The sequence below is a fragment of the Streptococcus sp. 27098_8_82 genome (genome assembly GCF_041431615.1).
Lineage (GTDB): Bacteria > Bacillota > Bacilli > Lactobacillales > Streptococcaceae > Streptococcus > Streptococcus sanguinis_K.
In genome coordinates, this window is record NZ_JAPVYB010000002.1 from 483150 (window position 1) to 496889 (window position 13740).

General features: G+C 44.6%; 13 protein-coding genes. 3 read left to right on the forward strand and 10 right to left on the reverse strand.

All coding sequences use genetic code 11. The features are described 5' to 3' along the window. Window positions 1–16 precede the first annotated feature (16 nt). The 4 genes from O3627_RS05655 to gla all read right to left on the reverse strand — a co-directional run bounded on the left by O3627_RS05655 (window position 17) and on the right by gla (window position 4032). Window positions 17–952 (reverse strand): serine hydrolase domain-containing protein, encoded by a 936-nt coding sequence (locus tag O3627_RS05655; RefSeq protein WP_125382089.1) that lies wholly within the window; start codon window positions 950–952, stop codon window positions 17–19. Continuing rightward, window positions 949–1683 carry a CppA N-terminal domain-containing protein gene (locus tag O3627_RS05660; protein ID WP_125382090.1) on the reverse strand — a complete coding sequence of 245 codons (735 nt, stop codon included), beginning with the start codon at window positions 1681–1683 and terminating at the stop codon, window positions 949–951. Before O3627_RS05660 ends, O3627_RS05655 begins: the two co-directional genes overlap by 4 nt. Window positions 1684–1778: 95 nt before the next feature. After that, entirely contained in the window at window positions 1779–3062 is a 1284-nt protein-coding gene (locus O3627_RS05665; protein ID WP_371621310.1) for a DUF308 domain-containing protein, read from the reverse strand. A gap of 64 nt (window positions 3063–3126) precedes the next feature. Further along, the gene (gla, locus tag O3627_RS05670; RefSeq protein ID WP_371621311.1) at window positions 3127–4032 is read right to left on the reverse strand and encodes an aquaglyceroporin Gla; all 906 of its coding nucleotides are present in this window, start codon (window positions 4030–4032) and stop codon (window positions 3127–3129) included. Between the two features lie 104 nt (window positions 4033–4136). Here gla and O3627_RS05675 point away from each other — a divergent pair, with 104 nt between their 5' ends. Further along, complete coding sequence (locus O3627_RS05675; protein ID WP_268701056.1) at window positions 4137–6455, forward strand: Xaa-Pro dipeptidyl-peptidase; 2319 nt, start codon at window positions 4137–4139, stop codon at window positions 6453–6455. A 198-nt stretch (window positions 6456–6653) separates the two neighbouring features. Next, entirely contained in the window at window positions 6654–6953 is a 300-nt protein-coding gene (locus O3627_RS05680) for a YbaB/EbfC family nucleoid-associated protein (protein WP_061592271.1), read from the forward strand. 115 nt (window positions 6954–7068) lie between these two features. Here O3627_RS05680 and O3627_RS05685 read toward each other — a convergent pair whose 3' ends face one another. Together O3627_RS05685 and O3627_RS05690 are read right to left on the reverse strand one after the other, a co-directional pair. Continuing rightward, complete coding sequence (locus O3627_RS05685; RefSeq protein ID WP_343092051.1) at window positions 7069–8823, reverse strand: glycerophosphodiester phosphodiesterase; 1755 nt, start codon at window positions 8821–8823, stop codon at window positions 7069–7071. 90 nt (window positions 8824–8913) lie between these two features. Further along, entirely contained in the window at window positions 8914–9408 is a 495-nt protein-coding gene (locus O3627_RS05690) for a DUF536 domain-containing protein (RefSeq protein WP_002896624.1), read from the reverse strand. A 300-nt stretch (window positions 9409–9708) separates the two neighbouring features. Between O3627_RS05690 and O3627_RS05695 the strand changes: the two genes are divergently transcribed. After that, a complete protein-coding gene (locus tag O3627_RS05695; RefSeq protein WP_343092052.1) occupies window positions 9709–10884 on the forward strand; it encodes an NAD(P)/FAD-dependent oxidoreductase in 1176 nt (391 codons plus the stop codon). 117 nt (window positions 10885–11001) lie between these two features. Here O3627_RS05695 and O3627_RS05700 read toward each other — a convergent pair whose 3' ends face one another. The 4 genes from O3627_RS05700 to O3627_RS05715 all read right to left on the reverse strand — a co-directional run bounded on the left by O3627_RS05700 (window position 11002) and on the right by O3627_RS05715 (window position 13740). Then, on the reverse strand, window positions 11002–11742 hold the full coding sequence (locus O3627_RS05700; RefSeq protein ID WP_268701053.1) for a MerR family transcriptional regulator: 741 nt from the start codon (window positions 11740–11742) through the stop codon (window positions 11002–11004). 105 nt (window positions 11743–11847) lie between these two features. Next, the gene (locus tag O3627_RS05705; RefSeq protein WP_343092053.1) at window positions 11848–12594 is read right to left on the reverse strand and encodes a class I SAM-dependent methyltransferase; all 747 of its coding nucleotides are present in this window, start codon (window positions 12592–12594) and stop codon (window positions 11848–11850) included. Between the two features lie 122 nt (window positions 12595–12716). After that, the gene (locus O3627_RS05710; RefSeq protein WP_125382096.1) at window positions 12717–13055 is read right to left on the reverse strand and encodes an AzlD domain-containing protein; all 339 of its coding nucleotides are present in this window, start codon (window positions 13053–13055) and stop codon (window positions 12717–12719) included. After that, on the reverse strand, window positions 13045–13740 hold the full coding sequence (locus tag O3627_RS05715; RefSeq protein WP_002910718.1) for an AzlC family ABC transporter permease: 696 nt from the start codon (window positions 13738–13740) through the stop codon (window positions 13045–13047). Before O3627_RS05715 ends, O3627_RS05710 begins: the two co-directional genes overlap by 11 nt.

Below are 13740 nucleotides of genomic sequence, written 5' to 3' on the forward strand. Positions count from 1 at the left end.
TTGCAGCCGGAGTCTTTTAAAGTTCTCTTCTTATCAGGTCCATCAGCTGGTTACGATCCAAGATCCATTGAGCCCGCTCGTCTTTTTCATAGGTCCGGTTGGACAGGAAAATAGCCGCTTTTTGCTCCTTGCGATTATACATGATAAAGGTTCCCGTGTAGCCAGTGTGTTCCAGCCAGCAGCCCTCTAGATTCCAGGCTAGACTACGTCTTTTGCCTGGCTTCTTGGAAAAATTCTGGGTCAGATTGGCCGCAAAATCATCCTGCAGATAATGTTCCAGAAATATTTCCAAATCCTTGATAGTTGAAAATAAGCCAGCACTGCCAGCATGGACACCCAGCACACGCGCCTTGGGATCATGAACCTGACCATCCTGGACACCGCGAACGGTCGGCACAGCTCCTAGAACTGGTCCAAAACTAGTCTCAGCCAAACTCCAAGGCTGGAAAATCTGACTTTGAAAAATCTGATCCAAGGCCTGACCGTAGATTTCTTCCAACATAAAGCCCAAGAGCAGAAAATTCACATCCGTATAGCGAAAGGTCTTATCTTCAAGCACTGTCAAATAATTGAGTGCTTCTTTCAACTCGGGAGCTGTCAGCTGATCACGATTAGGAATAAAGGGATCTAGTCCTGATGTGTGGGTCAAGAGCTGACGCAAGGTCACATCTTCTTGATGAAAGGCCGGATAATAATGCTGTAAGGGCAAATCCAGTTCCAGCTTGCCCTGCTCATACAAAAAGGCTGCCAGAGTACCAACTCCGACCACCTTGCTGACGCTAGCCAAGTCATAGACCAAACCCACTTGAGTGGCCTTTCCTTCTTGCGGATCAGCTAGACCAAAGTAGAATTCCTGCCACCGTCCAGCTTGGTACAAGGCCAGACTAGCACCGGGATAGATACCATCTTTTAGCTGTTCTTTGATTTTACTGATGATGTTTTCTAGAGTCATGCTTCAAACCACAATTCAATCTTGCTCGAATCCTGACTCAGCAGGAACTTATCTGACTTGGGTACAAAGACCTCACGTCCTTCAAAGATAGGACGCAGGGCAGCAGTTTCTAAACGATTGACCTGAGCTTTGAGCATGGTCAAGTCCCAAGTTAGGGCATTGTCTGCCTGCAAGTCTTGTCCCTCTGCTTCTGTAAAGGTCAGGAAATCCAGCGCATTTTCAATCTTGCTGTAAAATTCTTGGGCTGCATTGGCATCAGGCACACGAATTTCTACTGTCTCTATCTCAAATTGACTAAGACCGATGAAGTCCTCTTGCTTTTCAAATTCAGGCGCCTCCGCCACTTCTTGAAGATTTGTTCTATTCTCTTCTGCATGCAGGAGAACTAGATCGCCCTCTGGTGACAGAGCTTCAAAAGCATAGCCTTTCTCTCCTTGATACAGCTTTGTCCAAGCAGGTTTTTGAGCCAATAGAGACTCGATTTCTTTAGCGTCTGCAACCTTGACAACGATTCTGGCTAATTTTTTAGGACCTTTGACTCGCCGCGACCGCATACTGGGTGATTCTTCCAGCTGCAGTTTCTCTGTCTTAGTCTGATCACCCAAGGACAGAAATGCAGCTTCCTCTAAAAGGGCCTTCATGCCCAGCTGATTTACGAAAAATTCTTGATTTAAATGACGATTATTGATCTTTAATACAGGGATAATTCTAATAATATGATTCGCGCTCATAATTCCTCCAAACCATTTTATTGTAATGGATTTTCATCTTTTTGACAAGAAATTATGCGCAAATAAACAATTTTTAAAACAAGAAGGCCTTGGATTTATTGGTAAATGGTCTGAGCAATAACCAAACCCCTAGCGGACTCAAACTCGTACTGCAGATAGGACTGGTAGGTACCGGGCGCGATAATACCACGAATATCCAGAATATCTGTCCCAGCCTGTCCAATAATCGAATCTGCTAGCAGGCAACAGTTGGTCGACAGGACAAAATACGTCTTGAAACGACTGGTTTTAAACTTATATAGCTGCGCTCCTAGTTCATGCTTCAACTTATAGGAGTATGTTGACTGGCCATTTTTCAGTTCTGCTGGCGGTTCCCATTCCACCAACAGCTGATCAATTTCAGCCAGGCGCTTCTCAACTGCTTCCTTCTCCTTATCCGTCAAAGCCAAAGAATAACCAAAGAGTGTTTTCTTGCTTTCTTTTTTGCAAAGCTCAATATAAGCGTCTTTAGGAACCTTGAAGAGCACACCATCTCCAATCATACCCTTGCATCGCTCAGAAAAAACATCATAGCTACCATAAGAAATCACTTGTCCCTGATAGCAAATATCTACATGGCCAATGGCCCCTAATAAACTTGTCTTTGAAGTATGAACCAAAACCTCCAAGTCCGCCTTTTTTTCTCTATTCTTAACAAGACTATAAACATTTTTACGATCAGAAGCTGCATCTCCCTGAATCAGTCGATTAAAGCGTTCCAGATTTTCTACCGGAATAAAAGCTGCAAAAATAATAGGTAGGTTAATACGAATTTGCCTACGCAGCCGATGTTTTTCCCAGTCGTTGTCGAAAAAGAGGCCATCCCGGATATTGGACATTCCCAGCATCATCAAATAGATTCCCAAAATCAAAAACTGTAAGTGTCCGTCGGTCGCAGGCGAAAGAATACTGGTCAGCCCAATCCCACCATAGAGAATGGTATCAAATAGATAGCGCAAACCTCCCTTGACATGATTTTGCCGATAAAGCAGATAGGTCATTCCGTAAATACCGGCAGTCAAGAGCTGGTAGCTACCCAAACTGATAATCACAATATTGACAGGCACATCACTGATTCGGTTGAGCCAGCTGATACCCATGGCGACTGCAATCTGAAGCAGACTATGCCAGACAGCCCCTTCTTTCTTGCGCGTAAAAACATGAAGAACAATATTTACCAAGCCAACAACTGTCAGATAAAGCGAAATAAAATCGAAGGCCAGCTTGGTAAATCTGAAGCCATTGACAATGATAATCAGGCCAAAAACAAGGGCTAAAAAACCAAAGAGTAAGGTCCTGCGGCCACTGACCTTATGAAATTTTGATACTTGCATCTCCATCTTTACCTTCTCTATCGTTCAAAAAAGAGCTGGGGGAAATCCCCCCAACTCTGATCTTATGTGCTTATCCGTAGATTGTTTTAAACAAGAGGACTGCTGTGATACTTGCAAGAATCGGTGCCACAACTGGAACCCAAGAATACCACCATTTTGAATCACCCTTGTGTTTGCCCAAAATGGATTCTGGCAGGATGAAGTGGAGGATACGAGGTCCGAGGTCACGAGCTGGGTTCAGTCCTGGTCCTGTAGGGCCTCCCAGAGAGGTTACCAAAGCCATTACCAAGAAACCAAGTGCCAAGTGAGCGACTGAAAGGCTACCAACTTGGAATGGTGCAACTTGGTCTTTAGCCTGAGATATTGCAGCAGCAATCTGTTCTTTAGGAACTGAAGTCCCTTGTGCTGCCATCTGAGCAGCTTGCGAATTGATAGTTGCTTCAGCTTTGCTCAACAATTCTGCTCCAAAGAAGTTCTTGGTCAAGCCCATAGCAGCAAAGAAAAGAACAAAAGAACCAACAAATTCATTGATAAAACCATTGAACAAGGCTGCTTTACGTGATTCAGGCGTGCCATGGTCTAGACTAGAGATGGTAGAGAAAGTACCCAAAATATTATTAGGATTTTCTGTTCCCAAATAGTAAGGGCGATGGGTCGCAACGACTAAAGCCTGTCCGAAGATAGCTCCCAAAATCTGCGCTGCAATATATGGTGCAACCTGTGCCCAAGGGAAATAACCGCTGACAGCAAGTCCCAAAGTAAAGGCAGGGTTGATATGGTTACCGGACACATTACCAAACATCAAAGCTGGAATCATAACCCCCATACCGTATCCGACAGCGATGACTAACCAACCGCTCTGGTGTCCCTTAGTTCCTTTTAATTCAACGTTGGCAACAGCTCCGTTCCCCAAGACAATGAGGATAGCTGTTCCTAAAAATTCTGTGGCGTATTTAACGACCCATTCGAAATCCATTTAGTGATTCTCCTTAAATATTTTTTAGACAAAGTCTATTTTATCAAGTATAATGGATAATGTAAAGGTCATTTTTAATAAAAATAAGAAAAAGAGGGAAGAATATGCGTTTTAATCAGTATAGTTATGCAAGAACGAAACGGGAAAATATGTTGATAGAATTAGCTGAATTAGGCTTTTTTTATGACAGCAATCGCTCTGACAAGGAAAATCTTGAAGATTTTCTCCGCACCAGCTTTTTCACTTATAAAAATACAGATTATCCCTTGAAATCCTGGGCTGCTGACAGCCAAACAGACCTGCTGAGCTTTTTCCAGTCTGACAGAGAACTGACAGCACCTATCTTTTACACTGTGGCTTTTCAACTGCTTGAGTTCTCGCCCTTTATTGATTTTACAGATGTTGAGGCCTTTCGCAAGGAAACAGGCTTTCCCATTACATTTGGAGACTTGTTGGAAAATCTCTACCAGCTGCTCAACACTCGGACAAAAAATGGCAACCTCTTAGTTGATAAGCTAGTCAGCGAGGGTTTGATTCCTGAGGACAATACCCACCACTACTTCAACGGCAAGAGCCTGGCAACCTTTTCCAGCCACGATGCCATCCGAGAGGTGGTTTATGTAGAAAGCCGAGTTGATACCGATGGAAACGGTCGGCCAGACCTCATCAAGGTCAGCATTATCCGGCCCCGCTATCAAGGACAAGTTCCTGCTGTCATGACCGCTTCTCCTTATCATCAAGGAACCAATGACCCCGCCAGCGACAAGGCTCTCCATGATATGAATGTGGACTTAGTAAAAAAAGAGCCTCATCAAATCACAGTACAAGATCCTGAGCTCAAATTGCTCCAACTGGATTTGCCAGCTCCTGCCCAAGAAGTCTCTGAAGCCGAGGAAAAATTAGGTCATATCGGCACCTACACGCTCAATGATTACTTGCTGCCTCGCGGATTTGCCAATCTCTATGTGTCTGGCATAGGAACTAAAGACTCTGAAGGACTGATGACCAGCGGCGACTATCAGCAGATCGAGGCTTATAAGAATGTTATTGATTGGCTCAACGGCCGCTGCCGAGCCTTCACCGACCACACTCGCCAACGGGAAATCAAGGCCACTTGGTCCAACGGAAAAGTGGCTACGACCGGTATCTCCTATCTGGGCACCATGTCCAACGGGCTGGCAACGACTGGCGTAGATGGTTTGGAGGTCATTATCGCTGAAGCTGGAATTTCTTCTTGGTACAATTACTACCGCGAAAACGGACTTGTCACTAGTCCTGGCGGCTATCCAGGAGAGGACTTTGAATCCCTGACCGAACTGACCTACTCCCGCAACCTGAGGGCTGGTGACTACCTGCGTAACAACGACGCTTATCAGCAAAGCCTAGAGCAGCAGCGCAAAGACCTAGACCGGCAAACTGGGGATTACAATCAATTTTGGCATGACCGCAACTACCTTCTCCACGCAGATAAGGTCAAGGCCGAAGTCGTCTTCACCCATGGCACTCAAGACTGGAATGTCAAGCCCCTTCACGTCTATCAAATGTTTAGAGCCCTACCCTCCCACATCAAGAAACACCTCTTCTTTCACAATGGCGCCCATGTCTACATAAACAACTGGCAATCCATCGACTTCCGCGAGTCTATCAATGCTCTGCTGAGCAAGAAATTACTAGCTTGTGAATCAGACTTCGAACTGCCTACAGTCATCTGGCAGGACAACAGCCAAGCTCAAAGCTGGCTGACCTTGGAAGACTTCGGAGGGCAAGAGCAGAATCTTCATCTCCAACTAGGCCAAGACTGCCAATCTATCCAAAATCAATATCCAGAAGAAGACTATAATCGTTTTGCTAAAAATTACCAAAGCTTCAAGACTGAGCTTTTTGAAGGTAAGGTCAACCAGATTACTCTAGACTGGACCTTAGAAAAGGACCTCTTTCTCAACGGAGCGAGCCAGCTCAATCTTCGCCTCAAATCCAGCACCGATAAGGGGCTGATTTCTGCTCAATTGCTGGACTTCGGACCAGCTAAACGCCTCACACCACTTCCTACGCCTATTGAGCCTAGAGTCATGGACAACGGCCGCTACTATATGCTGGACAATCTGGTCGAACTCCCCCATACTGAAACGCCTCATCGCGTCATCACCAAAGGTTTTCTCAATCTGCAAAATCGAACCAATCTACTGACAGTCGAAGAAGTCACTCCTGACCAATGGCTGGAATTTTCCTTTGAACTGCAACCAACCATCTATAAGATGAAAAAAGGCGACCAACTGCGCCTTGTCCTCTACACTACAGACTTTGAGCATACCGTCCGTGATAAGACTGACTATGAGCTGACTATAGATTTGGAGCAATCTAGTCTGGATTTGCCGACCATGAACTTTAATATGAACGAAGATTTAGACGAAACAAGCGATTAAAAGAGCACGGCTCGCGTCAACTATGTTTCATTAAAAATTCTCAATACGATACACATTCCTCTTATAAGAGCATAGCCTGCTTTTCATTATGGAAAAACTCTGGCTCTGCTTCTTGCCACTTTTTCAAAAAATGATATAATTTGAAGAGTGAAGATTACCGAGGGCTAAGCCCTTGCGAGAGAAAGGAAAGAAAATCTTATGATGAACATGCAAAGCATGATGAAGCAGGCACAAAAGCTTCAAAAACAAATGGAAAAAGGACAGGCTGAACTGGCTGCAACAGAATTCACCGGCAAATCAGCCCAAGATTTAGTCGTTGCTAAACTGACAGGCGATAAAAAGGTAGTCAGCATTGACTTCAATCCGGCCGTTGTGGATCCTGAAGATTTGGAAACTTTGTCAGAGATGACCGCGCAGGCCCTGAATCAGGCGCTGGCTCAGATTGATGATGCCACTCAGAAGAAAATGGGCGCTTTCGCAGGCAAATTGCCTTTTTAAGCAAGATAAATAACCTTACCTCTTGACTAAACATAAATCAAGAGATACTCGAACCAGCAAAAAAGACTGAAGAATCTCAGTCTTTTTGATTTATAGTCGTTTCCTCACTAGCCTACTACACAAAATTAAGCAAATCCGCTGCCTTACTCATCAAAAGTAGGGAATAGTCAGGATTATTCTGCAGTTCCTTGATAGAGCTCTGCACCAGCTCTAAATCATCGGTAATCATCCCGTCAACGCCCAGACGGAAGGATTTGCCAATGCTGTCTGCATCATTGATGGTCCAGTCGTAGAGCTGCTTATCTGTCGTCCATAGCTTATCGACAAAGTTTTCATCGAGGGTCGAGTACTCCATCGTATAGCCGGAAGCCTGTGTTCTTGGGAAAATAGTATTGTAGGGCAGGATAAAGAAGGTCGGTATACTCTCATCATACTGGACTGTCTTGTCAATAACCTGATAGTCCAAAGACTGAATCTGATGGCCATAAACTTTGATATTGGCTCCGTATTGGCTCAGGAAACGATCCATCATATCGTCTGAGTCCAAGCTGCTGGTCTTGATTTCTATCAAGAGTCTCTGGCCCATTTGATTGGCTCGTTTGAGATAAGCATCAAAGCTTGAAATTTTGGCAGTGTGTCCATTTTCTGAAATATCTAAAGCCGTCAGCTCTTGCAGAGTCAGCTCTTGCGGTCTAGCATCGATGCCGGCCAAAGCTTCTAGATTGGCATCGTGCATCATGACAAACTGGCCATCCTTGGTCTCCTGAACATCCATTTCGATATAGTCTGGCTTGAGCAGAGCTGTCTTCTCAAGCGACTCAACTGTATTCTGGACACCATTTCCCTGCGAAACTCCACGATGCGAGATGGTCAGAGGGACGTTTTCCAAGGGCAGATTGAGATAGGCAAAGCCTTCAAGGGCAAAGACAGAGCTAGTGACCAAAAGGATAAACCAGCGCATTAGAGGCAGGCCTTTTCTGTAGCGGTATTCAGACAGCTTACTGTCTGTCAGAAAAGCCACAAACTTAATCAGAAAGTAGGCTACCATAAAGTAATAAGCCAGCTTGATGAGGCAGTAATTGACAACCGCTGCTGTCAAGGCTATCTGATTGGACTGGCCATCCGCATACTGCTGCAACACTAAAATCGGAATGCTGCTTAAAAGAAAGAAGAGAAAGCTCTTGGCCAATATCCAAAAGAGCTGCCAAGTATAGCGAATCAAGTGCCCCTTGGTCTTATCCAAACTATACCTAATCGCATCTCGTAGGCGGAAATGCTCAAAAAAGAGCTTGGGCAGGGCAAACATTAGGCGGACAGCTATCAAAAAAAGCAGAAAACCTAAAGCATAGATTGATAATTTCATCCATAAGGCCGTCTTGAGATAGGTCACGATAAATTCTGGAATCAGAATTTTATTCAAGTAGTAGATTTTAAGAATTTGCCGCAGAAAGGGAAAGATAAAGCCCATATACAGTGCAATAAAGAGGACCTTGCTGGGTCGGGCGTAGCGAATCAGCGAGCCACTGTCTTTGAAACTTTTCTTGATAAACTGAAAAGCGCTTCGCTCTTCCTCATCTAAAAGATTGCGGAGCCCCATAAATATCAGTCCAATCTGAAAATAAGCGACAAAGAGATTGGCCGCAAAAAGCGCTAGAAAGGCTAAGCCAACCCAGACATTTGAAGTCAGAACTTTCAGGGCATTCGTATAAGATAAGAAGAGGTAGCCTGTCTGCTTGAGCAGAGTCTCTGCTGCAAAGGAGTTGAAAGGCACCCAAGCCAGCTCCATGAGCATAAAGACTGTGAAAAAGAGCAACAAAATTTTATCAAGATTACGATAGAGACGTAAAAGACCTAGTCTTTGTGATTTCATTTTCTTCCTTTATGTTGTAAACAATACAAAACTTGCTAAAAAGCGATTCTTATTTAAAACAAGGTTGAGACAGATGTCCCAACCTTATTTTTATTTTCCAAATAAACGTGCCCAGAAGCCCTTGCTTTCTTGCTCCTGCACCTTTTCCTTGGCTTCATCTAATTCCAACAGCAAGGTTTCACGCTCATTCATAGCCTTAGCTGTCAGCTGCTGCTGCTGGTCCAGTTGCTTGTCCTTTTCAGCAATCTGAACATCCTTGATGCGCAACTGCTCATCTTTCTTAGCCAGCTGGCTATCCTTGGCTTTAAGCTGTTCATAGAGACGCACAATCTCAGCATTTTTTTCGTCCACCAAGATTTCCATCAGCTCGCGTTGCTTCACATCTTCGCTAACAGGTTCATCTTCAAAAATAGTTTTCTTATAAATCTCTTCCAGCTTAATCAAGCCGCTGCGGGTCACCACCGTGACTCCTTTTTCATTCTTTTCCGTATCTTCTGGCGGCAGTGCCTTGACACGATTGTTAATCGCCTGGCGGCTAACTCCAAGAATCTCGGCTAACTCGCTGACTGTCTTTTCAATTGCCATAATTTCCTCAAAAACTTTTTCTAGTTTGTAGATACCTAAATCTTATCATATCAAGCCTTAACTGTCAAATTTCACAAGATTTTTTGAGCCTGACTCCTATCTTTTTAGCCCTTTTTTATGATACAATGAGACAGATTAGTTTAGTAAGAAAAATAAAAAAGATTGAATGTAGAAACCTCGAGATTTCTAGTTTCATTCTTCCAAGAGGAGCGGTAAGGCTGCAAAAAGGATACTCAGCTAGGAAGTGCAAGATCTCCGACTGATAACGAACACCCCCTCTCCACGAAAGGAAAAAGATACATGAACCATTTCGACACAATCATCATCGGAGGAGGACCGGCTGGCATGATGGCTGCCATTTCCAGTTCTTTCTACGGACAGAAGACCCTGCTCCTTGAGAAAAATAAACGACTGGGCAAGAAACTAGCCGGAACGGGTGGTGGCCGCTGCAATGTGACCAACAACGGAAACCTAGATGACCTCATGGCCGGCATTCCAGGCAACGGACGCTTTCTTTACAGCGTCTTTTCTCAGTTTGACAACCATGATATCATCAACTTCTTTACAGAGAACGGCGTCAAACTCAAGGTCGAAGACCACGGCCGAGTTTTCCCAGCGACAGACAAGTCCCGCACCATTATCGAAGCTTTGGAAAAGAAAATTGCAGAGCTGGGTGGTACTGTTATCACCAATACCGAAATTGTCTCCGTCAAAAAATCCGATAGCCTTTTTACTGTCAGAGCCAGCGACCAGACTTGGACCTGCCAGAAATTAATTGTGACGACTGGTGGCAAATCCTATCCTTCAACTGGCTCAACAGGATTTGGCCACGATATTGCCCGACACTTCAAGCATACAGTAACCGACCTAGAGGCTGCTGAAAGTCCTCTTATGACTGATTTTCCTCACAAAGCGCTTCAGGGGATTTCTCTGGACGATGTGACCCTGAGCTACGGAAAGCATATCATCACCCACGACCTGCTCTTTACCCACTTTGGCCTATCAGGTCCGGCAGCCCTGCGCTTGTCTAGCTTTGTCAAAGGCGGCGAAAATATCTATCTGGACCTTTTGCCACAGATGAGTCAGCAGGCTCTGGCGGATTTTTTAGAAGAACATCGGGAAAAATCCCTGAAGAACTGCCTGAAAATCCTCCTGCCCGAGCGAATGGCAGACTTTTTGGCCCAGCCCTTCCCCGAGAAAGTCAAACAACTCAATCTCAGTGAAAAAGAGGCTCTCATCAAACAAATCAAAGAACTGCCCATCCCTGTCACTGGCAAAATGTCCCTGGCCAAGTCCTTTGTAACCAAGGGTGGCGTCAGCCTCAAGGAAATCAATCCCAAAACTCTGGAAAGCAAACTGGTTCCCGGTCTCCACTTTGCTGGAGAGGTCCTAGACATCAATGCCCACACGGGCGGCTTCAACATCACATCTGCCCTCTGCACCGGCTGGGTGGCAGGGAGCTTGCATTATGAGTGATTGGGAAAATATTTTAAAGTAATTGAAAAAACTGGTTGAAGAACATTGTACTGACCTCAAAAAGTTAGACAGAAAAATCTAACTTTTGGGATCAGTGCAGAACTTTCTCACCAGTTTTTATTTCGCATTTGTCCGTACATAAGAAGCAATCACATCTGCTGTGTACTGGGCAGTTCCTAGTCCGAATTGATCGATATTCTTCTTGAATTCTGGATTGTGGACATAGCCCTGACCGATGTAAGCAAAGACTTGCAGTGAGCAGTCAAAGCCGTAAGTGCGAATGGCTTGTAAGAGACGCGCTGCCTGTTCTTGATTTTCTGCTGCGTCAACTGACAAGCCTTGCTGCATATTCTCTGCCAGACTTTGAAAAACTTGATTGAAGGCTGCGACAGATTCTTCTTCCCGTCCATTTTGACGAGCCAGAGCTTCCGCCATAACTTCTTGACCGTATTCTTCGACAGCTTCTTGATGATATTTGTGATTGTCTTCGTAGGTAAAGCCTGCGAATTTTTCTTTCATTGTCATTTTTCTTTCTCCTTTTTCTTCTTGGATGGTTTTTTGTAAGGTGGAAATCAAGATATCCAAGCGGTCTCTTTCCTGCTGCAAATACTCTAACTGCCTAACCAGATGCGGCAATAAGGCCTGTTCGTCCTGACTCAGCAGCTCTGCTATTTTCTCCAAAGAAAAACCCAGATACTTATAGTAAAGGATGACTTGCAACCTCTCTAAATCATCTTGGCTGTATGTCCGATAGCCATTTTCTGATTTGGCGGGTACTAAAAGTCCGATTTTGTCGTAATGATGCAGGGTTTTGACAGAGACTCCCGAAAGTTGCGCAGCTTCTTTGATATGGTACATGATAGACCTCCTTACCACTATAGTATAAGCCCTGACCAAAGGTCAGAGTCAAGCTTTTTTAGAAATTTTTTAAAACCGCTTTAGAGTTTCCAAAGCGGCTAGCAGTTATTTACGAGAAACCATAGCAATAAAGCCCAGTTTTTCCTGATTTTTTTGAAACATCTTAAACATCTTCATAAATTGACTGTAGTTTTCTTTCTTAAGGGCATTGAAGCAGATTTTCAGTGTGCCGCCCAGTCCTTCGTCATATATCATCCCTCGAAGGCTCATCAAGGTCATTTCGCCGATAAAGGTGTCTACACGGTCAAAAGCATGAGAGCGCGCTAGCTGAATCCAAGAACCTTCTGTCAGAGGCCCCACATTGACATTAATCGCACGAGATAGCTCTTCCCGGACATTCTCATCTCTTTGTTTGAGCATGACGTCGTGGGTGAGGAGCACTCCGCCTGGCTTCAGCACCCGGTAGTACTCATCCATACATTTGGCTTTTCCCTTCTCCGTCTGCATGGTCAGCATGGCTTCATTGATAACAATATCAAAAGAATTGTCATCATAAGGCAGCTTCATAGCATTAGCCTGCTCAAATGTGACGAGTTCACTCACACCAGCCTTGTCTCCATTAAGCTTAGCCTGAGCCAGCGCAGCCTTATCCAAATCAACTGCAGTAATTTGGCAGCCATATTTTTTAGCTAGCTCGATTGTTGTGGTCCCCATATTGCAGGCAACCTCTAGAACTTTCTTATCGCTGGAAAAATGCCCCTGCTCAATCAGCCAGTCCGTTGCCAGCTTGCCACCGGGACGAAGGCGTTTCTTTCCTAATTTTGCTAAAAATTTATGACCTGCTTCTGCCATTTCCGAACCTCCATGATTTTTATTGCTTCCATTATAGCATAAAATATTATATTTTCAGATAATTCTTAGAATTCAGCAAAAAAACAGACCGAATCGACCGATTCAATCTGTCTTGTATCTCTTTACAGCCCAAGAAATCCAGCCAGATAGCGCAGCAAGGCCACCAAGACTACGCCAAATACAACAGTTGCAATTAAGTTCTTATACTTAAAAGCTACATAGCTAGTCGGAAAAACGGCTATCAAATCCAGCCATTTAAAACTCGGCAGCTGACCTGTTTTAGCATTGGTGACACTAGACAGGATAAGGGCAAAGATAATGGAAACTGGCAGATATTTGAGAAAACGCTCTACCATGAGCGGAAGCCCCTTGTACTTGACTAGGATAAAGGGCAAAATCCGCGGAATCCAAGTGACCAGGGCTGACAAAAGAATGGCCAGCAAAATATACTTACTTATCATCCAAGATCACCCCCACCGTACAGCCTAGCAAGGTTGCAAAAAGCACCGCCAGCGAATTTTGAAGTAGCATAGTTAGGACTAAGTAGGCAATGCCAACCACCCCCAGAACTAAAAAGAGCTTCTTTATCTTGACCCGTCGCAGCATGATTGTAAATTGAGAGGAGAAGATACCAATAAACATGGCGACTAGGGCAAAGTCTAGGCCAAAGCTCTCAGGATTGGGCAGAAGGGCGCCGAGGGCAGTTCCTAAAATAGTACCCAAAATCCAAGAAGTATAACCCATAAAATTATTGCCCATCATCCAACGAGCAGCGATTTCCTCTGTATGTGCCCGCTCTCCCATCAAGACTCCATAAGATTCATCCGTCAAAAAAGAGCCAATGACAATATTCTGAGTCAAGCTAGACTTACGAAAAAGAGTTGATGCATGTAAGCCGAGCAGAAGATTCCGGATATTAATAAGAAAAACGGTCAGTGCGATGGCTAAAACCGGCGCCTGCTGGGCAAATAAACCAATCATGGCAAACTGGGCACTGCCAGCATAAACCAGAACACTCATCAGCCCCATCTCCAAGGGATTCATATAAGGCGCCGCCATGATGCCGCAGGCTAGGCCAATCCCAATATAGCCCAGAGCCGTTGGCACTGCAGCTTGTGCCCCTTGTTTAAATGTCTGTCCGCGCAT